Below are 21,790 nucleotides of genomic sequence, written 5' to 3' on the forward strand. Positions count from 1 at the left end.
CTGCGGCGCCGTCGCGGGAATTATGCAGCGAAATCGTCGTCCCGCATCCGCATGCCGGGCCGGCGCCTCTGGAGCGAGACATGAACGAAAGGCCGTACCCCGCCACCGCCCCCGCGCACGTCTATCTGTTCGCGACCTGCCTGGTCGACCTGTTCGTCCCCGAAGCCGGGCTCGACGCGGTTCGCCTGCTGGAACGCGAGGGCCTGACCGTCCACTATCCGCGCGGCCAGAGCTGCTGCGGGCAGCCGGCCTACAGCAGCGGCAATCCCGACGAAGCGCGCCGCGTCGCGGCCGCGCAGCTCGACCTGTTCGCCGAGCCGTGGCCCGTGATCGTGCCGTCCGGCTCGTGCGGGGGCATGATCCGCCACCATTGGCCGGCACTGTTCGCCGACGATCCGGTCCACGGCCCCAAGGCCCGCGCGATCGCGGAGCGGACCTACGAACTCGCCGAATTCCTCGTCCATGTGCTCGACGTGCGACTCGACGCGGCCACGGCCAACGCCAGGCCCGACGAGCGCGTCGTGCTGCATACGTCGTGCGCGGCGCGGCGCGAGATGGGCACGCGCGGGCACGGCGTCGCGCTCGTCGACGCGCTGCCGGGCGTGACGCGCATCGAGCACGAGCGCGAATCCGAATGCTGCGGCTTCGGCGGCACGTTCTCGCTGAAACATCCGGACATCTCCGGCGCAATGGTGCGCGACAAGGTCGCGTCGGCCTGCGCGACGGGCTGCGACCGGCTCGTGTCCGCCGACTGCGGCTGCCTGCTGAACATCGGCCACGCGGCCGACAAGGCCGGCGCGCCGCTGCCGGTCGAGCACCTCGCCAGTTTCCTGTGGCGGCGCACGGCCGGCGCCGCGTCACTGCGCGGAGACCAGCAATGAGCGCGCGCGATGCAATTCTCAAGCGGCTGCGCGCCGCCGCCCCGGGTGTCGCCGCCGAGGCCGCCCCCGCGCTCGACGCTCGCATCGACACGCATTACGACACGCGCCGCCCGCAGACCGGGACCGCACGCGATCCGCACACGCTTGCCCGCACGATGCAGGCCGCGCTCGCCGCATCGCATGCGGACGTCTGGTGCGCGACCGGCGACGAATGGCCCGCCCAGCTCGCCACGCGGCTTGCCGATGCCGGCGTGCGCCGCCTGCTGCTCGACCCGGCCCGCGCCGAATCCGCGGCGCTCGCCCGCGTCCTGCCCGACACCGTCGCGCCCGTGCCGTTCGACCGGCCGATCGACGCGTGGAAGGCGGAACTGTTCGACACGATCGACGCGGGCTTCACCGTCGCGCGCTCGGGCATCGCGGCCACCGGCACCGTCGTGCTCGCGCCCGATGCCGGCACGCCGCGCACGGTGTCGCTGGTGCCGCCGCTGCATGTCGCGCTCGTCCACGCGAGCACGCTGCATCCGGACCTGCACGCGGCCGTGCACGCGGAGCGCTGGCACGCCGGCATGCCGACCAACCTCGTGCTGGTGTCCGGCCCGTCGAAAACGTCCGACATCCAGCAGACGCTCGCCTATGGCGCACACGGCCCGCGCCGCCTGTGGGTCGTGATCGTCACCGATTCCGCCGTCCGGCCGCACGCCATCGCCAGCGAGGACCTCCCGCAATGAGCGACCACACGCTGCAATTCGTCGCCCCCGGCGACTTCAAGGCCCGCGCGCGCGCCGCGCTCGACGATCCCGCGCTGCGCCGGAGCTTTCGCGGCGCGATGGACTTCCTGCAAGGCAAGCGCGCGACGCAGTTCCCCGACGACACCGAGCTGCAGCAGCTGCGCGACCTCGGCGAAGCGGTGCGGCAGCACGCGCTCGCGCAGTTGCCCGCGCTGCTCGAACGGCTGGAGACGAAGCTCGCCGAAGCCGGCGTGCATGTGCACTGGGCCGAGACGGCCGCCGACGCGAACGCGATCGTGCTTGGCATCGCGCAGGCGAAGAAGGCGCGCCGCGTGATCAAGGGCAAGTCGATGGCAAGCGAGGAAATCGAGCTGAACCATTACCTCGCGGAGCACGGCGTCGACTGCATCGAATCCGACATGGGCGAATTCATCGTGCAGCTCGCGGGCGAGAAGCCGTCGCATATCGTGATGCCGGCGATCCACAAGACGCGCGGCGACATCGCCGAGCTGTTCGCGGAACACATTCCCGGCACGCGCTACACGGAAGACGTCGACGAGCTGATCCAGACCGGCCGGCGCGCGCTGCGCCGCGCGTTCGCCGAAGCGGACATCGGTCTCTCGGGCGTGAACTTCGCGGCGGCCGACACGGGCACGCTGTGGCTCGTCGAGAACGAAGGCAACGGCCGCCTGTCGACGACGGTGCCCGACACGCACATCGCGATCATGGGGATCGAGAAGGTCGTCGAGAAGCTCGAGCACATCGTGCCGCTGTCGAGCCTGCTCACGCGCTCGGCCACCGGCCAGGCGATCACGACCTACTTCAACCTGATCTCGGGCCCGCGCCGCGACGGCGAACGCGACGGCCCGCGCGAGCTGCATCTCGTACTGCTCGACAACGGCCGCACGCAGGCCTACGCGGACGAGCAGTTGCGCGCGACGCTGCAGTGCATCCGCTGCGGTGCGTGCATGAACCACTGCCCCGTCTACACGCGCATCGGCGGCCACGCCTACGGCACGACCTACCCGGGCCCGATCGGCAAGATCATCTCGCCGCACCTGCTCGGCCTCGACGCGACGGCCGACCTGCCGACCGCGTCGACGCTGTGCGGCGCCTGCGGCGAGGTGTGCCCGGTGCGGATCCCGATCCCGGAGCTGCTGGTGCGGCTGCGTACCGAGGCGAACCGCAAGCCCGACGAACCCGTCACGCATCCGCTGCGCGGCCAGGGCGCGAACTACAACCGCGCGGAAGACCTCGTGTGGCGCTTCTGGTCGGGTGCGTTCGCGCATCCGCGTGCGTACCGCGCGTTCCGCTGGACCGCGACGCGGCTGCGGGCGCTGACGCCCGCGAAACAGCTGGGCTGGACGCAGCACCGCACGCCGCTCGAACCGGCGCCGCGCAGCCTGTCCGACCTGCTGCGCGCACGCGGCCAGCCCGAGTAGCCCCCTTTTACCCGCCCATACCCATAGATAGACAGACACAGATGGAGGAGACACCCATGCAAGTTTGGCACCAGATCTATACGCCGCTCGGCAGCCTCGGGCTGTCGGCGTTCGTCGCCGCAATCCCGATCATCTTCTTTTTCGTTGCGCTGGCCGCGCTGCGGCTCAAGGGCCACGTCGCCGCGGCGATCACGCTGCTGCTGTCGCTCGGCGTCGCGATCCTCGCGTACGGGATGCCCGTGCCGCAGGCGCTCGCGGCGGCCGGCTTCGGCTTCGCGTACGGCCTGTGGCCGATCGCGTGGATCATCGTGGCGGCCGTGTTCCTGTACAAGATCGTCGTGAAGACCGGCCAGTTCGACATCATCCGCGCGTCCGTGCTGTCGATCACCGACGACCAGCGCCTGCAGATGCTGCTGATCGGCTTCTCGTTCGGCGCGTTCCTCGAAGGCGCAGCCGGCTTCGGCGCGCCCGTCGCGATCACGGCCGCGCTGCTCGTCGGGCTCGGTTTCAAGCCGCTGCACGCGGCGGGACTGTGTCTGATTGCAAACACTGCACCGGTCGCGTTCGGCGCGATGGGCATCCCGATCATCGTCGCCGGGCAGGTGACGGGCATCGACCCGTTCCATATCGGCGCAATGGCCGGCCGCCAGCTGCCGCTGCTGTCGCTCGCGGTGCCGTTCTGGCTCGTGTTCATGATGGACGGGCTGCGCGGCGTGCGGCAGACCTGGCCGGCCGCGCTCGTCGCGGGCGGCAGCTTCGCGGTCACGCAGTACTTCACGTCGAACCACATCGGGCCCGAACTGCCGGACATCACGTCGTCGCTCGTCAGCCTCGTCGCGCTCGCCGCGTTCCTGAAGGTCTGGCAGCCGCGCACCGCGAAGCAGCCGGCCGGCGGCCTCGTCGCGTCGGGCGGCGGCGCCGCGCTCGCGGGCTTCGGCGGCGCGGGCTCGCGCAACGGCTTCGGCACCGGCACACGCCGGCAGGCCTCGCCGTACACGCTCGTGCAGACCGTGCGCGCATGGTCGCCGTTCCTGATCCTGACGGCCGTCGTCACCGTCTGGAGCATCGCGCCGTTCAAGGCGCTGTTCGCCGCGCACGGCGCGCTCGCGTCGACCGTGCTGAAGTTCCATGTGGCGGGGCTCGACCAGCTCGTCGTGAAGACCGCGCCGATCGCCGCGACGCCGAAGGCGCTCGACGCCGTGCTGAAGATCGATCTCGTGTCGGCGGTGGGCAGCGCGATCCTCGTGACCGCGCTGATCTCGATGGTGCTGCTGCGGATGAAGCCGCGCGACGCGCTCGTCACGTTCGGCGAGACGCTGAAGGAGCTGACGCGCCCGATCCTGTCGATCGGCCTCGTGCTGGCGTTCGCGTTCGTCGCGAACTATTCGGGGATGTCGTCGACGCTCGCGCTGATGCTGGCCGCGACCGGCGCCGCGTTCCCGTTCTTCTCGCCGTTCCTCGGCTGGCTCGGCGTGTTCCTGACGGGTTCGGACACGTCGTCGAATGCGCTGTTCTGCTCGCTGCAGCAGGCCACGGCCCATCAGCTCGGCGTACCCGAGACGCTCGCGGTGGCCGCGAACACGACGGGCGGCGTGACCGCGAAGATGATCTCGCCGCAGTCGATCGCGGTCGCCTGCGCGGCGACGGGCCTCGTCGGCAAGGAGTCGGAGCTGTTCCGCTTCACGGTGCGGCACAGCCTGCTGTTCGCGGTGATCGTCGGGTTGATCACGCTTGCTCAGGCGTACGTGCTGCCGGGCATGGTGCCGTAAGCGGCGCATGCCCCCAAAACAAAACCCCACGCCCGGAAGAGCGTGGGGTTTTCATTTCGCCGGTCGATCGCCCGGGTCGGCGGGCGATCGGTTGCGCGATCAGCTGCCCTTCGCGATGCGATCCTCGATGTGCTGCGCACGGCTCGCCGACGACGGGTGCGAGCTCATCATCGAGCTCTGGCCGCCGTCGAGCTTCGCGAGCTTCTGGAACGCAGTGACGAGGCCCTTCTGGTTCATGCTCTTCTGCTTCATCAGGTCGAACGAGTAGTCGTCGGCCGCGCTTTCCTGCGTCTGCGAGAACTGCGCGTTGATGAACTTCTCGGTGATGTCGCCGAGCTGCGAGCTCGTCAGTGCCGCCACACCCGGCGATGCCGCGCCGGCCGCGGTGCGCGCCGCGCTGACCGCGTAGGCCGTCTGCATCGCCTTCTTCGAGTGACCCAGTGCAACGTGGCCCATTTCATGGCCGATCACGCCGCGCAGTTCATCGTCGTTCATCATGTCCATCAGGCCGCTATACACGCGCACGCAGCCGTTGCCCATCGCCCACGCGTTGACGTCCTTGGTCATGTAGACCTTGTAGTTGATCTTCTGGCCGTTCAGCGACATGTCGCCGAAGCCCTTCATCACCTTCGTCAGGCGCTTCGAGTACGCGCTGTTCGCCGGCGCGACCTTCGATTCGGCATCGCTCGACTTGCACGAGTCGTTCGACAGTGCGGCGATGTCGGCATCCGACAGCGTCGCTGCCTTGTACAGGCTGGTCCCCGCCGACGTCAGGCTGTTCGCGTCAAGGCTCTGTACCCCGCCGCACGCGCTCAACAGAAACGCCACGCCACACGCTGCCACCGCTTTCTTGAGTTGCATCCCGGAATCCCTCGATAGTTGTATTTGGGAGCGGCGATTTTGCATAATCCGGAAGAAAATTACCAGATGTTTACATCCGATGACACGTTCATTACTCAGCAGATTGGAATGAAGCGGCACGCCGGCACGGGATTGATGACGAAAAACGGGGCAATCGCCGCGGCCGGGCGACGATCGGCATGGAAAACGGCCCGCCTCAGGCCGTCTGGTCGCGGCGTCGCGTCAGCCGCCGCGCGACCAGCATCGGCAGCCGCACCGCGAAGCCGGTGAAAAGCCGCAGGTGCATCCATGCGAGCAGCGCGTTGTCGCGGCCGTAATGGAAATGCGAGACGCCACCCTCGTGCCGGCCGAAATAGCGCACCGGCGCATCGATGCGGATCGGGCGCACGCCGGCCCAGCACAGCCGCACGGCCGCCTCGGGATCGAAGTCGAAGCCGCGCATCCACGGCTGGCGGCGCATGATCGCGGCAAGCGGCGCGACCGGATACACGCGAAAACCGTACAGCGAATCGCCGATCCCGGCCCACAGCGTCTCGAGGTTGGCCCAGGCGTTCGACAGCCGGCGGCCCTGCACGCGCAACCGCGGCGCGCTCGCGTCGAACTTCGGCACGCCCAGCACCATCGCATCGGGCGCGGCCTGCGACGCGGCCATGAACGCGGGAATCAGGTCGGCCGGATGCTGGCCGTCGGAATCCATCGTCAATACATGCGTGAAGCCGCTCGCGGCGGCCGCGTCGAGCCCGGCGAGCACCGCGGCGCCCTTGCCGCGGTTCTCCGGCAGCACGATCACGCGCAACCCCGGGTCGCGCTCGGCCATCGCCTGCAGCCGTTCGGCGCTGCCGTCGGTGCTGCCGTCGACGACGACCCACACCGGATTCCATTGCGCGCGGGCATTGCGCACGGTCGTGTCGACCTTGGTGCCCGGGTTGTAGCTCGGAATCAGGACGAGATGGGTGGACGAGGCGTGCAGCTTGGACATGGAAACGGCCGATTGCGAAGACGGGGATCCTGACAAAAGTTTATGACTTGCCGGCGACCGTCGGCAGGCTTCGTCGACGTCGCCCGCGTGCGGGCCCGGCTGCGGGATCGTGAGATTCTCGCGCTTCATGACAGCCACGCCTCCTCATGGCCCGCGCTGGCCTCGATCTCGACCAGCAGGTCGTCGCGGCACACGTCCGCCTGGACGACGAGCGGCCGCACGCCGGGGCCGGCCGCCTCGTGCAGCACGCGCTCGATCGCGGCCAGCGCCGCGGCATCGCCGGCATCGCGCACGTAGACGCGATAGCTCAGGTCGGCGAGCGAGAACGGGCCGTGCCCCTGGCGCGCGGCCTGCTCGAGCACCGCCGCGAGGTTCGCGACCGTCTCGCGCGTTTGCGCGACGACGTCGCCGTGGTGCACGGTGCGGTGCCCGACGATGCTCGCGGTGCCCGACACGAACAGCACCGGCGCGGCCCCTCCTTCCGCCCATGCGGCTGCGCGCGCGAACGTCGGCGCACGCGGGCCGTACTGCGCCGGATAGTGATACGCGCTGAGCTGGCGCGGGTTCTCGACCGGATCGGCCGGCGTGCGGCTCGCGAGGAAATGGATCGCGAGCGGCGCGGCCGGCGATGCGTCACCGGCGACCGGCACGACCGAACCGAGCGCACATGCGGCCGGCACGCCGCCGGTCAGCGCGCGGCGGCATGCATCGAAGGCGTGCTGGCGGCCGATATTGAACTGACGATAGCGCTCGATCCCGAACTGCACCGCATTGATCGCGGGCACGGTATTCCAGATGCGCAGCGGATGCGGCATGCCGAGCGAATCGAGCACGTCGAACAACACGCGGTACGCATCGTGCGTCGCGCGTTCGAGCGGCGTGCCGCCGTCGTGCGCTTCGTGCGCTTCGTGCATTTCGTGCGTGCCGCTCGTCTCGTGCACGACGATGCTGCCGAACACCAGGCCCGCCGTTTCGCTGTAGCGATAGTGCAGCGCGCCGCGCCGTTCGCTGCGCAGGTCGCGGGCATGGCATTGCCAGATTTCGCAGACGGCGTCGTCCGGCGCGATGCCGGCGCCGAGCAGCGTCATCGGCACGGGCGCGACCGGCAGGTCGGGCACGACATCGGCCAGCATCCTTGCCGCCGCGTCCGCGTGCGATCCGGTTCGGGATTCGCACGGCGAGTCGCCCGCGCCGATGCACACCGCGCCCAGCGCGCCGGGCAACGCATGGTCGAATCCGTCGCCACGGCTGCGCGCATCGTGCAGCAACGCGGCGAGCCGCGCATGGCTCATCCGGACGAGCCGCAGCGCGCGGTCGCCGTCGTGTGCGAACGGCGCGCCCGATCGCGATGCGACCGGCCCGGCCGCCGTCTGCCCGTGCGCAACGGCCGTGGCGGAGGACGACAGGGAACACGGGCGCCGTTCGGCGTCGACTGGATGCACGGACACTTCGATTTCCTCACTATGCGGCGCAGGCCGCGCAACATCGCGGCCTGCGCCGCGTTGCGTTACGTCACGCCGACGCTGCGCGCTTCGTCATGCGAGCCCGCCGTTGACGGACAGCACCTGCCCCGTCACATAGGCCGCGGCGTCGGACACCAGGTACGCGACCATCGCCGCGACTTCGTCGGGCCGGCCCGCGCGCTGCGCGGGCACGAGCTGCTTGATGCGTTCGGCGGGAAACGCGTGTTCGGCCATCGGCGATTCGATGATGCCGGGCGCGACCGCGTTCACGGTGATACCGCGCGACGCGAGCTCCAGCGACAGCGACTTCGTCGCGCCGATCAGCCCCGCCTTCGCGGCCGCGTAGTTGACCTGCCCGCGATTGCCGGTCACGCCGGCCACCGATGCGATGTTGACGATCCGCCCACGCCGCGTGCGGATCATCGGCAACAACAGCGGCTGCGTGACGTTGAAAAAACCGTTGAGCGTCACATCGATCACGCTGTGCCACTGCCGGCGCGACATGCCGGCCATCGGCGCATCGTCGTGAATGCCCGCGTTGTTGACGAGGATCTGCACCGGCGCATCGTCGATGAACGGCTTCAGCGCGGCGAGCGTCGCATCCGCGTCGGTCACGTCGAACGCGATCGCGTGCGCGGTGCCGCCGGCCGCGACGATCTGCTGCGCGACGGCCTCCGCCTGCGCGAGATGGCGGTTCGCATGCACCCACACTTCATGGCCGGCCTGCGCGAGCGCCGTGCAGATCGCCTGCCCGAGTGCGCCGCTGCCGCCCGTCACGAGCGCCCGCATCGAATTGCTCCGTTCATCGCGTTTCACCTCGATCGACGCGGCCGCGTATCGTCTGCCGATCGCTGCCGCGTGCCGTCATCATCTGCGCGCCGCGCCCGTGCGCAACGCAGTCACTTCGTGCGGTGCGCGGCGACGTACGCAGCCAGTGCACCGAGCGTCGCAAAGATCTTCTGGTTGTCCGGATTGTCCGAACGCAGCTCGAAGCCGTATTTCTTCGAGATCAGCAGTGCGATTTCCAGGATGTCGATGGAGTCGAGCCCGAAACCCTCGCCATACAGCGGGGTCTCGGCCGTCACTGTTTCGAGCGGGACGTCTTCGAGATTCAGTTCGCCGATGATCAGCGTGGCGAGCTCTTGTTCCAGTGCGTTCATCATGCGTGCGGGCAGGCGGCCCGTGGCAGCGGAAGGCGCCCGGAAACGGCAATCGCCATGCACGCCCGGCGCGTGCGAATCTCCGTCCCTCCGGCGTCTGCCGGCTTCCCCGCCTGCGTTATTTGGGGATCGTTTGTAAAAGTTACGCGGATTCTAGACGAACGGGTATCGGGCCGTATACCGCCAATGGTTACAGACTGGCGAGCCCTCGCCGCGGCTCGTTTCGGGACCCGAATGCACGAGACGCTTGAGCCGCGCCGGACGGAAATGGACCGACCCCGCGAAACCGTTCGTCCGGCGCCATACAATCGGTTACAAAACCCGTTCACGCCCACCCCGGACACGCGGTGCCGCGGCCCTAAAATGAGCGTGCCCGACCACCGGCCCGGACCTGCTCCCGGCCGCCATTCATATGATGTTTGACGGCCCGACCATCGCGTCCGGCCCCGATCCGCCCGATGTCGCCAGTCATGCCGCGCCCGTTCTTCCGCTCCGTTCCGGTTCGCCCGTCCGTCCGCTGCCGCCCGGCCGCCGGTGACGGGTTTCCGCGCCGTGCGTGCGGAGGCCGCCGATGAGCCGGCTGCTGCCCGTCGCGCGCGGCCTCGCCGCAGTCGCTGCCGTTGTGGCGTACCAGGCCGGCGCGCATTACGCGGCCGCGACACCCGGCGCGCACGGCTTCGGCCTCGCGATGGCGCTCGTGCCGCCGCTGCTGCTCGCGCTCGGCGCGGCGCTGCGCTCGCCGCATCGCGGCTGGCTCGTGCCGGCGTGGCTGATTGCCGCCGCCGCGCTGTGGGCCGCGCGCGTGCCGCTCGCCCGGCATTTCGAATGGGGCCTGTATCTGGAACACGCGAGTTTCAACCTCGCGATGGCGCTGCTGTTCGGCCGCACGCTCGCGGCCGGCCAGGTGCCGCTGTGCACGCGCTTCGCGACGATGATCCACGGCGCGATCACGCCGGCCGTCGCGCACTACACGCGGCAGATCACGCTCGCGTGGACGCTGTTCTTCGTCGCGATCGCCGCCGTGTCGACGCTGCTGTTCGCGACCGCGCCGATCGTCACGTGGTCGACGTTCGCGAACTACCTGTCGCTGCCGCTCGTCGCCGTGATGTTCGCGGCCGAGCATGCGTGCCGGCGCTTCGCCCTGCCGCATGAACCGCGGCCGCGCATGATCGATGCAGTGCGCGCGTATCGCGCGACGACCCACGCATCGCAGGCGTCACGATGAATTCACGGCCGGCGCGGCGCGCCGGCCTTCGCTCCCGTTTTGACCGATTTATGCCGACTCACCCGCTGGTTTTTCATTCGTCGCCGGACCAGACGATCGCCTGGCGCGACGGCGCGCCCGTCACCGTGCGCACGTTCGTCACCGACGTCGCGCGCGTGGCCGCCGCGCTGCCCGCCAGCGGCCACGTGTTCAACGTGTGCCGCGACCGCTATCGCTTCGCGGTCAGCCTGTGCGCCGCGCTGGTGGCCGGCAAGATCAGCCTGCTGCCGTCGACGCACACGCCGGAAATGGTCCGCCAGCTCGCGTCGTTCGCGCCCGACGCGTTCTGCCTGCATGACGCCCCCGACTGCACGATCGACCTGCCGCGCTTCGCATACCCCGATGCCGCCCCCGGCGAGCTCGCGAACGATGCGCCGTTCGCCGTGCCGCAGATCGATGCGGCGCGAATCATGGCCTACGTGTTCACGTCCGGCTCGACCGGCGCGCCGGTGCCGCATCGCAAGACGTGGGGCTTCCTGGTCGGCTGCGTGCGCGCGGCGGCCGACCGTCTCGGGCTGCTCGACGGCCGCGCGGCCACGCTGATCGGCACGGTGCCCGCGCAGCACATGTACGGCTTCGAGTCGACCGTGCTGCTCGCGCTGATCGGCGGCCTCGCGTTCAGCAACCGCCAGCCGTTCTACCCGGTCGACATTCGCGACGAACTCGATGCGATCCCGCAGCCGCGCGTGCTCGTCACGTCGCCGATCCACCTGCGTGCGCTGCTGGCGGCCGGCCATGCGCTGCCACCGGCGGCGCTCGTGCTGTCAGCCACCGCGCCGCTGTCGGAAAAGCTCGCGTGCGAAGCCGAAGCCGCACTCGACGCGCCGCTCGTCGAGATCTACGGCAGCACCGAGACCGGCCAGATCGCGACCCGCCGCACGTCCCAAGGCGCGACGTGGGTGTTGTTCCCGGGCATCCGGCTCGACGCGCGCGACGAACCGGCGAGCGACGACGGCGAGCCGACGATCTGGGTGTCGGGCGGGCACGTCGAGGCGCCCGTGCCGATGGGCGATGCGCTCGAACTGCTCGGCGACGGCCGGTTCCTGCTGCACGGCCGCAAGGCCGACCTCGTCAACATCGCCGGCAAGCGCACGTCGCTCGCGTACCTGAACCATCAGCTCAATGCGATTCCGCAGGTGATCGACGGCGTGTTCTTCATGCCCGACGAAGCCGCGCCGGCGCACGCCGACGCAGGCCTCGAACCGGTCACGCGACTCGTCGCGCTGGTCGTCGCGCCGACGCTTGCGGCAGCCGACCTGCAGCGCGCGCTGCGCGAGCGGATCGATCCCGCGTTCATGCCGCGCCCGCTCGTGTTCGTCGACGCGCTGCCGCGCAACGAAACGGGCAAGCTGCCGCGCGACGTGCTCGCCGCACTCGTTGCACAACACGCGCGCCCCGCGGCCGTGCCGATGGCCGTGCGCGACCCGGCCGGCACGCCCGCCCCCGCGCTCTCGTTGACGATTCCCGCCGGCCATCCGGCACTGCCCGGCCACTTCCCCGGCCATCCGGTCGTGCCGGGCGTCGTGCTGCTCGATCAGGCGATCCATGCGATCGGCACGGCGCTGAACCGTCCGTTGCACACGTGGCGGCTCGGTTCCGCGAAATTCCTGAGCCCGGTCGCACCCGGCGAACCGCTCGACCTCGCGTACGACGCCGCGGCCAGCGGCGCGATCCGCTTCACGCTGCGCGCCGGGGCGCGCGAGGTCGCGAGCGGCGTGCTGTCCGCGCCGCCTGCCGCGCCGGAGGGCGCTCAGCCATGAAGCGCACCGCGTGGGCCGAACGCCAGGAGCGCAGCAACGCGGGCTTGCTGCGCGCGATGACGTGGATCTCGCTGCGCTTCGGCCGGCAGCGCGCGCGCGTCGTGCTGCATCTGATCGCGACGTATTTCGTGCTGTTCTCGCCGGTCGCGTGCGCGGCGTCGCGCGACTACCTGCGCCGCGTGCTCGGCCGCCCCGCGCGCTGGCGCGACGTGTACCGGCACGTGTTCACGTTCGCGGCAACGATCCACGACCGCATCTACCTGATGAACGGTCGCTTCGACCTGTTCGACATCCGGCTGCACGGCGAGACGCTCGTCGATGAAGCGCTCGCGGGCGGACGCGGCGCGTTCCTGATGGGCGCGCACCTCGGCAGCTTCGAGGTCGTGCGCGCAATCGGCCGCACGCACCCGGACCTGCGCGTCGTCGTCACGATGTACGAGAAGAACGCGCGCAAGATCAACGCAACGCTCGCCGCGGTGAATCCCGCCGCGCAGCCGGAAGTGATTCCGCTCGGGCAGGTCGACTCGATGCTGAAGGTGCGCGAGCGCCTCGACGCGAACTGCATGGTCGGCATGCTCGCCGACCGCACGCTGCTCGACGACGCAGCCGCGTCGCTGCGGCGGCTGCCGCTGCTCGGCGCGCCGGCCGCGTTCCCGCTCGGGCCGCTCTACATGGCCGCGATGTTGAAGCGGCAGGTGATCTTCATGACGGGCCTCTATCGCGACGGCAACCGCTACGATGTGCACTTCGAGACGCTCGCCGATTTCTCCGACGTGCGGCGCGACGGGCGCGCGGCGGCCGTCGACGCGGCACTCGCGCGCTACGTCGCGCTGCTCGACCGGTACTGCCGCGCGGCGCCGTACAACTGGTTCAACTATTTCGATTTCTGGCAAAGCGGCAATGCCGCGGCCGCGCGCCGCGACACCGCGCACGCCGCGGCCGACCTGCCGGCCACGAGGGATTCCGACGCATGACCGCCGTTCGCCGCTGCCTGCCCACGCTCCCGTTCGCGCTGCGTCGTGCCGCCCGCACACTGGCCGTCGCCCTCGCGGCAACCACCGCCGCGATCGCGCTGGCTGCCGTGCCCGCGCAAGCGGCCGACACGTCGCCGGCGTGGACCCTCGACCGGCTGATGTCGACACTCGCGCAGCACAAGTCGGGACGAGCGACGTTCACCGAGACGAAGTACCTGTCGATCGCGACGCAGCCGGTCGAATCGTCCGGCGAACTCGTGTTCGTCGCGCCCGACCATCTCGAGAAGCACACGCTGAGCCCGAAGCCCGAACACCTCGTCGTCGACGGCGACATGCTCACCGTCGAGCGCAACAACCGCAAGTACACGCTCGCGCTGGCGCGCTATCCGGAACTCGGTGCGTTCATCGACAGCATCCGCGCGACGCTCGCCGGCAACCGCTTCGCGCTCGAACAGGTGTACAAGGTCGCGCTCGCCGGGCGCGGCGACGGCTGGACGCTGACGCTCACGCCGCTCGACTCGCGGATGCTGAAGGTCGTCAGTGCGATCACGCTCGACGGCACGCGCGACGTGTTGCGCAGCGTCGCGATCCGGCAGGCCGACGGCGACCGTTCGGTGATGCACCTGCAACCCGTTCCGGCGAACCCGAACTGATGGACGAGCGCACCCGCCCCCCGTCGCCACCGGTCACGCGCCGGCTGCACGCGCTGCGGCAGCGCACGGTGCTCGTGTGGCTGCTCGCGCTTCTCGCGTGCGGCGTCGCGATCGGGCGCGCGCACTTCACGGCCGACCTGTCCGCGTTCCTGCCGAGCTCGCCGAGCGCCGGGCAGCGCGTGCTCGTCGACCAGTTGCGCGACGGCATCGTGTCGCGGCTGATCCTCGTCGCGATCGACGGCGGCGATACCGCCGCGCGCGCCGCGCTGTCGCGACGCGTCGCCGGTGCGCTGCGCGCCGATCCGCAGTTCGCGGCCGTTCACAACGGCGAAGCCGCAAACGACGCACGCGACCGCCAGTTCATCTTCGATCACCGCTATCTGCTGAGCCCGGCCGTCACGCCGCAGCGCTTCAGCGCCGCTGGCCTCCATCAGGCGCTCGGCGACAGCCTCGACCTGCTGAGCTCGTCGGCCGGCCTCATGGCCAAGGCGATACTGCCGCGCGACCCGACCGGCGAAGTCGCCACGCTCGTCGACCAGCTCGACAGCGCGGCGGAACCGGCGAGCCGCGACGGCGTGTGGGCATCGCGCGACGGCACGCGCGCGGTGCTCGTCGTGCAGACGGCCGCCGCCGGTTCCGATACCGACGCCCAGGCCCGCGCGATCGACACCGTGCGCCGCGCGTTCGCCGCCGCGAAGCAGACCGTGCCGAACGCCGCCGCGACCACGCTCGCGATGACCGGCCCCGGCGTGTTCTCGGTCGACACGCGCGACACGATCCGGCACGACGTCGAACGGCTGTCGACGGCGGGCGTCGTGCTGATCGTCGCGCTGCTGCTCACGCTGTACCGCTCGCCGCGCACGCTCGCGCTCGGGTTGCTGCCGGTGCTGACGGCCGTCGCGGCGGGAATCGCGGCGGTCGGCGTCGCGTTCGGCACGGTCCACGGGCTGACGCTCGGCTTCGGTACGACGCTGATCGGCGAGGCCGTCGACTATTCGATCTACCTGTTCGTGCAATCGGCGCAGGCCGGCACGCGCGGAACCGCACGCCCGGCCGACGCGACGCGCGCGTGGGTCGCCGCGTACTGGCCGACGATCCGGCTCGGCATGCTGACGTCCGTGTGCGGTTTCGCGTCGATGCTGTTCTCCGGATTCCCGGGCCTCGTGCAGCTCGGGCTGTATTCGATCGTCGGGCTGACGGCCGCCGCGCTCGTCACGCGCTTCGTGCTGCCGCACCTGCGCGGCGAGCACGTCGCGATTCGCGACGTGTCGCGCATCGGCGCGGTGCTCGCGCGCGCGGCCGACGCCGCGCCGCGGCTGCGCTGGCCGCTCGCCGTGCTGGTGATCGCCGCGGGCGCGACGCTCGTGCTGCATCGCGACGGTCTGTGGAGCCGCGAGCTCGCCGCGCTGAGCCCCGTGCCGGCGCAAGCGCAGGCGCTCGACGCACGGCTGCGCGCCGACGTCGGCGCACCCGACGTGCGCTACCTCGTCGTGATTTCCGCATCGACCGAACAGGCCGTGCTCGAAGGCAGCGAAAAAGTGGCCGCGCAATTGCAGCCGCTCGTCGACCAGGGCGCGCTCGCCGGTTTCGAAAGCCCTGCACGCTACCTGCCGAGCGACGCCGCGCAGCGCGCGCGCCGGGCGAGCCTGCCGGATGCCGGCGTGCTCGCCGCGCGGATGCGCGACGCCGTCGCGAACCAGCCGATCGCGGTCAGGCCCGACCTGTTCGCACCGTTCATCGCCGACGTCGAGGTCGCGCGCCACGCGCCGCTGCTGACGCGCGCGGACCTGCACGGCACGTCGATGGCGCTCGCTGCCGATGCGCTGCTGACCGAACGTGACGGCCGCTGGAACGCGATGCTGCCGCTGCGCGCGCCGGACGCCGGCCGCACCGCGCAACCGGCATCGCGTCTCGATGCAACGCCGATTCGCGCGGCCGTCGCGCGCGCGGGCGTGCCCGATGCGCTGTTCGTCGACATGAAGGCCGAAGCCGATCGCCTGTACGTGAGCTACGTGCACGAGGACATCCGGCTGTCGCTTGCCGGTTTCGCCGCGATCGCCGTGCTGCTGCTGATCGCGCTGCGCTCGCCGCGTCGCGTCGTGCGAGCGCTCGCGCCGCTCGTCGCGGCCGTGCTGGTCGTGACGGCCGGCTTCGCGCTCGCCGGCGTGCAACTGACGATCCTGCATCTCGTCGGGATGCTGCTGATCGTCGCGGTCGGCTCGAACTACGCGCTGTTCTTCTGCAAGCGCGACGATGCACAGCCCGTCACGCCCTACACGCTCGTGTCGCTGCTGATCGCGAACCTCGCGACGGTCGCCGGCTTCGGGCTGCTGGCGCTGTCGCACGTGCCGCTGCTCGAAACCTTCGGGCTGACCGTCGGCCCGGGCGCGATGCTCGCACTCGCGTTCGCGGCGATTCTCGCGCCGCGCACGGCCGCGGCTGCGGCCGTCAACCGTCATCGAGGAAGCCGCGCATGAACGCGCCGTCGTCCGTTCCGCCGCGCCAGACCGGCGATACGCGCCGCTGGAAGCCGACGCCGCTGATCGCGGGCACGGCCGCGCTGCATGCGGGCGCGGCCGCCGCCGTCGTCGCACAGCCGGCCGCGTGGCCGTGGGCGGTCGGCAGCGTGGTCGCGTCGCATCTCGCGCTGACCGCCGCGGGCCTGTGGCCGCGCAGCACGCTGCTCGGCCCGAACTGGACGCGCCTGCCGCCCGGCGCCGGCCGCCGCATCGCGCTGACGATCGACGACGGCCCGGACCCGGACGTCACGCCGCGCGTGCTCGACCTGCTCGACCGTTACGACGCGCGCGCGACGTTCTTCTGCATCGGCGATCTCGCGCGCCGTCATCCGCGCTGGATCGAGGCGATCGTCGCGCGCGGTCACGCTATCGAGAACCACAGCCAGCGGCACCGGCACACGTTCTCGCTGTCGGGGCCCGCCGCGCTGCGGCGCGAGATCGCGGCCGCGCAGCAGACGCTGACCGAGATCGCCGGTACGCGCCCGCTGTTCTTCCGTGCGCCGGCCGGCCTGCGTAACCCGTTTCTCGAACCGGTGCTATGCGAACTCGGCCTGCAGCTCGCGAGCTGGACGCGGCGCGGCTTCGACACGCGCGCACGCGACGCCGCGACCGTCACGCGCCGCCTGCTGCACGGTCTCGAGGCGCGCGACATCCTGCTCGTGCACGACGGCCACGCGGCGCGCGACGCGCGCGGCGAACCGATCGTGCTCGACGTGCTGCAAGCGGTGCTGCGCGCGGCCGCCGACGCGCAATTGCACTGGATCACGCTGCGCGCGGCGCTCGCGTCCGATCCGCCCGGCGGGCCGGGCAAGCCGGCCGGTTCGGCCCCCCCGTTTGATAAAATCTGACCTCGAACGGCGCGCCTGCCAGCCCCGCTGCGGCGCCCGTTCCGGCCACCGGATGCGACCCTCGTGAAACCTCTCCTGCTCTCGCACTTCACCGCCACCAGCTGCATCGGCCGCGGTCTCGACGCGACCCTCGATGCACTGCGCCACGCGCGCGGCGGGCTCACGCCCTGCGACTTCGAGCGTGCGGATCTCGACACGTGGATCGGTGCGGTGGACAACGTCGATGCACAGCCCGTGCGCGCCGGTCTCGCCGACTTCGACTGCCGCAACAACCGCCTCGCGCAGCTCGGCCTCACGCAGGACGGCTTCGACGCACGCGTCGCGGCGGCCGTCGCGCGCTACGGCGCGGCACGCGTCGGCGTGTTCATCGGCACGAGCACCGCCGGCATCCTCGAGACCGAACACGCATACCAGCGCCGCGATCCGGCGAGCGGCGCGCTACCCGCCGACTTCCGCTACGCGCACACGCACAACCCATATTCACCGGCCGCGTTCGTGCGCGCGTTTTTCGCGCTGCGCGGGCCGGCAATGGCGATCTCGTCCGCCTGTTCGTCCGGGGCGAAGGTGTTCGGCTCCGCGCGCCGCATGATCGAGGCCGGCTTGATCGATGCGGCCGTCGTCGGCGGCGTCGATTCGCTGTGCCTGACGACGCTGTACGGCTTCAATTCGCTCGAGCTGCTGTCGCGCCAGCCGTGCCGTCCGTTCGACGTCGCGCGCGACGGCATCTCGATCGGCGAGGCCGCCGCGTTCGCGCTCGTCGAACGCATGCCCGACCCGCCCGCCGCACTCGACGCCAACGCGATCCTGCTGCTCGGCATCGGCGAATCGAGCGACGCCCATCACATGTCGTCGCCGCATCCGGAAGGGCTCGGCGCGCGCGTCGCGATCGAGCAGGCACTCGCATCCGCCGGCCTGGGCGCGAACGATATCGACTACGTGAACCTGCACGGCACCGCGACGCCGAGCAACGACGCGGCCGAAAGCCGCGCGATCGGCGCGCTGTTCGCCAGCACGCCGTGCAGCTCGACGAAAGGCGCGACCGGCCATACGCTCGGCGCAGCGGGCGCGCTCGAGGCGGTCGTCGCCGCGCTCGCGCTGCGCGAGCAGTTCGTGCCGGCCGGTGTCAACACGACGCAACCCGACCCGGCACTCGCCGACGACTACGTGCTGGCGAGCCGCGATGCGCGCGTGCGCGCCGTCCTCTCCAATTCGTTCGGCTTCGGCGGCACGAATTGCAGCCTGATCCTCGGCCGCGCCGACCACGCCCCCCGTTGAGGCCCGCGATGACACTCACCGCCTTCATCGAAAGCATCGGCCTCGTCGGCCCGGGATTGACCCACTGGCCGCACGCAGCCGACGTGCTCGCGGGCCGCGCGCCGTATGCGGCCGCCCGCACCGAGCTGCCGCCGCCGGCCGGCCTGCCGTCCGCCGAGCGGCGCCGCACGGGCCCCGTCGTGCGCGTGGCGCTCGCGGCCGGCCATGAAGCGGTGGCCGCGAGCGGACGCGACGCCGCGACGCTTGCGACGGTGTTCAGCGCATCGGGCGGCGACGGCCAGAATTGCCACGCGATCTGCGAAACCCTCGCCGGCGACGATCGCCAGCTGTCGCCGACGCGCTTCCACAACTCCGTGCACAACGCGCCGGCCGGTTACTGGAGCATCGCGACGCGCGCGATGGCGACGTCGAACGTGCTGTGCGCGCACGACGGCAGCTTTGCCGCGGGCCTGCTCGAGAGCCTGTGCCAGGTCGCGGTCGATCGCGTGCCGACCCTGCTGATCGCGTACGACACCGACTATCCGGAACCGCTGCGCGCGGTTCGGCCGATCGGCGACGCATTCGGCGTGGCACTCGTGCTCGCAGCCGAAGCAAGCGAACGCGTGCTCGCCCGCATCGACGTGCAACTCACCGACGCGCCGGCCACGACGCTCGCGCATGCCGAACTCGACGCGCTGCGCGCCGGCAATCCGGCCGCACGCGTGCTGCCGCTGCTCGACGCGCTCGCCGCGCGGCGTTCGACACGCGTCGTGCTCGACTACCTGGCTGACATACGCGTGCAGGTCGATGTCGCGATGCCGGATACGTTCGCGGAGCGCCCGTGATGACCGCGACGATCCCGCTCGCGCCGCCGCTCGACCACGCGTGGATCGCCGCGCACATTCCGCACGACGGCGCGATGTGCCTGCTCGAGACCGTCGATGCGTGGGATGCCGCCCGCATCCGCTGCACTGCGACGAGCCACCGTGATCCGCACAACCCGCTGCGCGCGCACGGCCGCCTCGCCGCCGTCTGCGGAATCGAATACGCGGCGCAGGCGATGGCCGTGCATGGCGCGCTGCTCGGTGCGCACGAAGCGCGCCCGCGCGTCGGCTACCTGGCGAGCGTGCGCAACGTCGACGCGTTCGTCGACCGGCTCGATACGATCGCGCAGCCGCTCGTCGTCGAAGCGGAACGCGTGAGCGGCGACGCCCGCTCGGTGCTGTACGGCTTCGTGCTGCGCGGCGGCGAATGCGTGCTGCTGTCCGGCCGCGCGGCGGTGATGCTCGATGTATCCGCGGCCGGCGCGTTTCGCCCGGCGCCAGCCGGCAATGCAGCTCCTCGATGAAGCCGCTTACTCAACGGAAGGAAACCAGGTCGTGAAAGTTCGTCAGTTCATTGGCACCGCGCTCGTTCTGGCGCTGATCAGCCCGATCGCGCACGCGGACATGTCGGAAGTGAAGCAGGACATCAAGCGCGATTCGAAGGAAGCCGCGCACAAGACCGGCGAAGCGGCCCGCAGCTTCGGCCACGCGACCGCGAGCGCCGCGAAGGCGGTCGGGCACGGGGTCGCACACGCGTCGCGCGAAGGCTGGGATGCCACCAAGCGCACGACGAAGCGTATCTTCCACAAGAACGACTCGGGCGAGCCGGGTGGAAAAAGCGAAAAGAACGATTGACCGCGGGCATCGCGCGCATCGCCCACGGCATGCGCGCGATGCGTGAGCGCTCGTCAACCGTGACGCGTCACTGCCGCCATGCCGCCGCCGTCAACGCGCGCCGCGCATGCGGCGTGCCGGTCTGGCCTGCCTGCGCGCGAAGCACTTGCCGTACGCGACGAGCCAGCAATCGCGATGATCGAAGTTCCGCAGCAGCCGCGCGCGGCGCCGCTCGAGCCAGTAGAGCGAGACCGCCATCGTCAACGCGACGGCCAGTGCCGTGCCGCCGATCGCGAGTCCCATCCAGGTGTCGCCCATGCCTTCTCCGGAATGCGAGGCCGAAGCGGCGCGCCTGCCGCCGCCCTGGCACTGGATATTGCGGAACGCGGCCCGGCACGTGCGCGCACGCCGTCGTCCGGGCCGCCGCGCGTCAGTGCATGTGCTGGCCGCCGTTGATCGCGATGTTGGAGCCCGTCACGAAGCCGGCCTCCTCCGAGCACAGGTAAGCCACCAGCGCCGCGACTTCCTCGGGCTTGCCGAGCCGGCCCGCCGGAATCTGCGGGAGGATCTTCGAGTCGAGGATGTCCTGCGGGATCGCCGTGACCATCTTCGTCGCGAGGTAGCCCGGCGACACCGTGTTCACCGTCACGCCCTTGCGCGCGATCTCGAGCGCGAGCGATTTCGTGAAGCCGTGCATGCCGGCCTTCGCGGCCGCGTAGTTGGTCTGGCCGACCGAACCCTTCGAGCCGTTCACCGACGAGATGTTGACGATGCGGCCCCAGCCGCGCTCGACCATGCTTTCGCAGACCGGCTTCGTCATGTTGAACACCGAATCGAGGTTCGTGCGGATCACCGCATCCCAGTTGACCTTGTCGAGCTTGCGCAACGTCATGTCGCGCGTGATGCCCGCGTTGTTCACGAGAATGTCGACCGGGCCGACGTCCCGCACGATCTTCTCGATGCATTGCTGGCACGAATCGTGATCGGCCACGTCCACCGGGTATGCGTGGAACTCGCGGCCGGCCGCATGCATCTCGGTCAGCCAGCGGTCCGCGCCGGTGTTGTTCGGCGAATACGTGACGACTACCCGGTGGCCCGCGTCGTTCAACCGGATGCTGACCGCTTCGCCAAGACCGCCCATTCCACCTGTCACAACTGCAATTCGCTTAGTCATCCTATTAATTACCGACAAAAAAGTAATCGATGAATGCGGGGCGGCGGCATCGTACCTGCTGCCGCCCCACCGCTTCGATGCGCAGCCGCCCGCGTCGCGGGTGCGGCACGCACCGGAACCTCGCGCTTGTTATTGGCTGCTTGTCATGCGCGAATACTGCCTGGTTGGCCCCTCTTCAGGCGCGCTCGACCGCGAGCGCGACGCCCATCCCGCCGCCGATGCACAGCGACGCCAGCCCGCGCTTCGCATCGCGCTTGGCCATCTCGTGCAGCAGCGTCACCAGGATCCGGCAGCCCGACGCGCCGATCGGGTGGCCGATCGCGATCGCCCCGCCGTTCACGTTCACCTTCGACGTGTCCCAGCCCATCTGCTTGTGCACCGCCAGCGCCTGCGCCGCAAACGC

General features: G+C 70.5%; 21 protein-coding genes and 1 pseudogene. 14 read left to right on the plus strand and 8 right to left on the minus strand.

Annotation, left to right across the window (positions count from 1 at the left end; genetic code table 11):
• Nucleotides 1-80 precede the first annotated feature (80 nt).
• Genes B7G54_RS30460 through B7G54_RS30475 form a run of 4 tightly spaced genes read left to right on the plus strand, consistent with a single transcriptional unit; the run spans nt 81 to nt 4,820 of the window.
• Nucleotides 81-881 carry a (Fe-S)-binding protein gene (locus B7G54_RS30460; RefSeq protein ID WP_085042395.1) on the plus strand — a complete coding sequence of 267 codons (801 nt, stop codon included), beginning with the start codon at nt 81-83 and terminating at the stop codon, nt 879-881.
• Nucleotides 878-1,609 carry a LutC/YkgG family protein gene (locus tag B7G54_RS30465; RefSeq protein ID WP_085042396.1) on the plus strand — a complete coding sequence of 244 codons (732 nt, stop codon included), beginning with the start codon at nt 878-880 and terminating at the stop codon, nt 1,607-1,609. Before B7G54_RS30460 ends, B7G54_RS30465 begins: the two co-directional genes overlap by 4 nt.
• Nucleotides 1,606-3,051, plus strand: a complete 1,446-nt coding sequence (locus B7G54_RS30470; protein ID WP_085042397.1) for a LutB/LldF family L-lactate oxidation iron-sulfur protein — start codon at nt 1,606-1,608, stop codon at nt 3,049-3,051. Before B7G54_RS30465 ends, B7G54_RS30470 begins: the two co-directional genes overlap by 4 nt.
• 56 nt (nt 3,052-3,107) lie before the next feature.
• Nucleotides 3,108-4,820: a lactate permease LctP family transporter gene (locus B7G54_RS30475; RefSeq protein WP_085042398.1), complete on the plus strand. Its 1,713-nt coding sequence runs from the start codon at nt 3,108-3,110 to the stop codon at nt 4,818-4,820.
• 99 nt (nt 4,821-4,919) lie between these two features.
• On the opposite strand, the gene loiP is transcribed toward B7G54_RS30475, so the two are convergent.
• The 5 genes from loiP to B7G54_RS30500 all read right to left on the minus strand — a co-directional run bounded on the left by loiP (nt 4,920) and on the right by B7G54_RS30500 (nt 9,283).
• Nucleotides 4,920-5,681: a metalloprotease LoiP gene (gene loiP / locus B7G54_RS30480; RefSeq protein ID WP_085042399.1), complete on the minus strand. Its 762-nt coding sequence runs from the start codon at nt 5,679-5,681 to the stop codon at nt 4,920-4,922.
• Between the two features lie 196 nt (nt 5,682-5,877).
• Nucleotides 5,878-6,660: a glycosyltransferase family 2 protein gene (locus tag B7G54_RS30485; protein ID WP_085042400.1), complete on the minus strand. Its 783-nt coding sequence runs from the start codon at nt 6,658-6,660 to the stop codon at nt 5,878-5,880.
• Between the two features lie 125 nt (nt 6,661-6,785).
• Nucleotides 6,786-8,108: a chorismate transformation FkbO/Hyg5 family protein gene (locus B7G54_RS30490; RefSeq protein WP_085042401.1), complete on the minus strand. Its 1,323-nt coding sequence runs from the start codon at nt 8,106-8,108 to the stop codon at nt 6,786-6,788.
• An 87-nt stretch (nt 8,109-8,195) separates the two neighbouring features.
• A complete protein-coding gene (gene fabG / locus B7G54_RS30495) occupies nt 8,196-8,912 on the minus strand; it encodes a 3-oxoacyl-ACP reductase FabG (RefSeq protein ID WP_085042402.1) in 717 nt (238 codons plus the stop codon).
• 110 nt (nt 8,913-9,022) lie between these two features.
• Nucleotides 9,023-9,283 (minus strand): phosphopantetheine-binding protein, encoded by a 261-nt coding sequence (locus tag B7G54_RS30500; RefSeq protein ID WP_043187455.1) that lies wholly within the window; start codon nt 9,281-9,283, stop codon nt 9,023-9,025.
• A gap of 571 nt (nt 9,284-9,854) precedes the next feature.
• Here B7G54_RS30500 and B7G54_RS30505 point away from each other — a divergent pair.
• From B7G54_RS30505 to B7G54_RS30550, 10 genes are all read left to right on the plus strand, one after another.
• Nucleotides 9,855-10,508 carry a COG4648 family protein gene (locus B7G54_RS30505; RefSeq protein WP_085042403.1) on the plus strand — a complete coding sequence of 218 codons (654 nt, stop codon included), beginning with the start codon at nt 9,855-9,857 and terminating at the stop codon, nt 10,506-10,508.
• 50 nt (nt 10,509-10,558) lie between these two features.
• The gene (locus B7G54_RS30510) at nt 10,559-12,307 is read left to right on the plus strand and encodes an AMP-binding protein (RefSeq protein WP_085042404.1); all 1,749 of its coding nucleotides are present in this window, start codon (nt 10,559-10,561) and stop codon (nt 12,305-12,307) included.
• A complete protein-coding gene (locus B7G54_RS30515) occupies nt 12,304-13,281 on the plus strand; it encodes an LpxL/LpxP family acyltransferase (protein ID WP_085042405.1) in 978 nt (325 codons plus the stop codon). The genes B7G54_RS30510 and B7G54_RS30515 overlap by 4 nt, the downstream gene beginning before the upstream one ends.
• On the plus strand, nt 13,278-13,934 hold the full coding sequence (locus B7G54_RS30520; protein WP_085042406.1) for an outer membrane lipoprotein carrier protein LolA: 657 nt from the start codon (nt 13,278-13,280) through the stop codon (nt 13,932-13,934). Before B7G54_RS30515 ends, B7G54_RS30520 begins: the two co-directional genes overlap by 4 nt.
• Nucleotides 13,934-16,411, plus strand: coding sequence for an MMPL family transporter (locus tag B7G54_RS30525; RefSeq protein WP_085042407.1), 2,478 nt, complete (start codon nt 13,934-13,936; stop codon nt 16,409-16,411). The genes B7G54_RS30520 and B7G54_RS30525 overlap by 1 nt, the downstream gene beginning before the upstream one ends.
• A complete protein-coding gene (locus B7G54_RS30530; protein ID WP_085042408.1) occupies nt 16,408-17,301 on the plus strand; it encodes a polysaccharide deacetylase family protein in 894 nt (297 codons plus the stop codon). The genes B7G54_RS30525 and B7G54_RS30530 overlap by 4 nt, the downstream gene beginning before the upstream one ends.
• Nucleotides 17,302-17,364: 63 nt before the next feature.
• Complete coding sequence (locus B7G54_RS30535; protein WP_085042409.1) at nt 17,365-18,576, plus strand: beta-ketoacyl-[acyl-carrier-protein] synthase family protein; 1,212 nt, start codon at nt 17,365-17,367, stop codon at nt 18,574-18,576.
• Between the two features lie 8 nt (nt 18,577-18,584).
• Nucleotides 18,585-19,400 carry a beta-ketoacyl synthase chain length factor gene (locus B7G54_RS30540; protein WP_085042410.1) on the plus strand — a complete coding sequence of 272 codons (816 nt, stop codon included), beginning with the start codon at nt 18,585-18,587 and terminating at the stop codon, nt 19,398-19,400.
• Nucleotides 19,400-19,903, plus strand: coding sequence for a hotdog family protein (locus B7G54_RS30545; RefSeq protein WP_085042411.1), 504 nt, complete (start codon nt 19,400-19,402; stop codon nt 19,901-19,903). The genes B7G54_RS30540 and B7G54_RS30545 overlap by 1 nt, the downstream gene beginning before the upstream one ends.
• A complete protein-coding gene (locus B7G54_RS30550; RefSeq protein ID WP_085042412.1) occupies nt 19,887-20,234 on the plus strand; it encodes a hypothetical protein in 348 nt (115 codons plus the stop codon). Before B7G54_RS30545 ends, B7G54_RS30550 begins: the two co-directional genes overlap by 17 nt.
• A 90-nt stretch (nt 20,235-20,324) precedes the next feature.
• Here the strand turns inward: B7G54_RS30550 and B7G54_RS30555 are convergent, their stop codons facing one another.
• The 3 genes and pseudogenes from B7G54_RS30555 to B7G54_RS30565 form a co-directional block, all read right to left on the minus strand.
• Complete coding sequence (locus B7G54_RS30555) at nt 20,325-20,531, minus strand: hypothetical protein (RefSeq protein ID WP_085042413.1); 207 nt, start codon at nt 20,529-20,531, stop codon at nt 20,325-20,327.
• Between the two features lie 112 nt (nt 20,532-20,643).
• Nucleotides 20,644-21,387 (minus strand): acetoacetyl-CoA reductase, encoded by a 744-nt coding sequence (gene phbB / locus B7G54_RS30560; RefSeq protein ID WP_043187380.1) that lies wholly within the window; start codon nt 21,385-21,387, stop codon nt 20,644-20,646.
• 175 nt (nt 21,388-21,562) lie between these two features.
• Nucleotides 21,563-21,790, minus strand: a pseudogene (locus tag B7G54_RS30565) (acetyl-CoA C-acetyltransferase); the annotation flags it as partial.

Source organism: Burkholderia puraquae (assembly GCF_002099195.1).
In the GTDB taxonomy this organism is placed as follows: Bacteria; Pseudomonadota; Gammaproteobacteria; order Burkholderiales; family Burkholderiaceae; genus Burkholderia; species Burkholderia puraquae.

Excerpts from the sequence above, each read along its gene's own strand:
- B7G54_RS30505 (WP_085042403.1), top strand. The coding sequence starts at position 9,855 with ATGAGCCGGCTGCTGCCCGTCGCGCGCGGCCTCGCCGCAGTCGCTGCC.
- B7G54_RS30540 (WP_085042410.1), top strand. The coding sequence starts at position 18,585 with ATGACACTCACCGCCTTCATCGAAAGCATCGGCCTCGTCGGCCCGGGA.
- B7G54_RS30555 (WP_085042413.1), bottom strand. The coding sequence starts at position 20,531 with ATGGGCGACACCTGGATGGGACTCGCGATCGGCGGCACGGCACTGGCC.
- B7G54_RS30545 (WP_085042411.1), top strand. The coding sequence starts at position 19,400 with ATGACCGCGACGATCCCGCTCGCGCCGCCGCTCGACCACGCGTGGATC.
- phbB (WP_043187380.1), bottom strand. The coding sequence starts at position 21,387 with ATGACTAAGCGAATTGCAGTTGTGACAGGTGGAATGGGCGGTCTTGGC.
- B7G54_RS30550 (WP_085042412.1), top strand. The coding sequence starts at position 19,887 with ATGCAGCTCCTCGATGAAGCCGCTTACTCAACGGAAGGAAACCAGGTC.
- B7G54_RS30510 (WP_085042404.1), top strand. The coding sequence starts at position 10,559 with ATGCCGACTCACCCGCTGGTTTTTCATTCGTCGCCGGACCAGACGATC.
- B7G54_RS30520 (WP_085042406.1), top strand. The coding sequence starts at position 13,278 with ATGACCGCCGTTCGCCGCTGCCTGCCCACGCTCCCGTTCGCGCTGCGT.
- B7G54_RS30470 (WP_085042397.1), top strand. The coding sequence starts at position 1,606 with ATGAGCGACCACACGCTGCAATTCGTCGCCCCCGGCGACTTCAAGGCC.
- B7G54_RS30525 (WP_085042407.1), top strand. The coding sequence starts at position 13,934 with ATGGACGAGCGCACCCGCCCCCCGTCGCCACCGGTCACGCGCCGGCTG.
- B7G54_RS30485 (WP_085042400.1), bottom strand. The coding sequence starts at position 6,660 with ATGTCCAAGCTGCACGCCTCGTCCACCCATCTCGTCCTGATTCCGAGC.
- B7G54_RS30500 (WP_043187455.1), bottom strand. The coding sequence starts at position 9,283 with ATGAACGCACTGGAACAAGAGCTCGCCACGCTGATCATCGGCGAACTG.
- B7G54_RS30465 (WP_085042396.1), top strand. The coding sequence starts at position 878 with ATGAGCGCGCGCGATGCAATTCTCAAGCGGCTGCGCGCCGCCGCCCCG.
- loiP (WP_085042399.1), bottom strand. The coding sequence starts at position 5,681 with ATGCAACTCAAGAAAGCGGTGGCAGCGTGTGGCGTGGCGTTTCTGTTG.
- fabG (WP_085042402.1), bottom strand. The coding sequence starts at position 8,912 with ATGCGGGCGCTCGTGACGGGCGGCAGCGGCGCACTCGGGCAGGCGATC.
- B7G54_RS30475 (WP_085042398.1), top strand. The coding sequence starts at position 3,108 with ATGCAAGTTTGGCACCAGATCTATACGCCGCTCGGCAGCCTCGGGCTG.
- B7G54_RS30530 (WP_085042408.1), top strand. The coding sequence starts at position 16,408 with ATGAACGCGCCGTCGTCCGTTCCGCCGCGCCAGACCGGCGATACGCGC.
- B7G54_RS30515 (WP_085042405.1), top strand. The coding sequence starts at position 12,304 with ATGAAGCGCACCGCGTGGGCCGAACGCCAGGAGCGCAGCAACGCGGGC.
- B7G54_RS30460 (WP_085042395.1), top strand. The coding sequence starts at position 81 with ATGAACGAAAGGCCGTACCCCGCCACCGCCCCCGCGCACGTCTATCTG.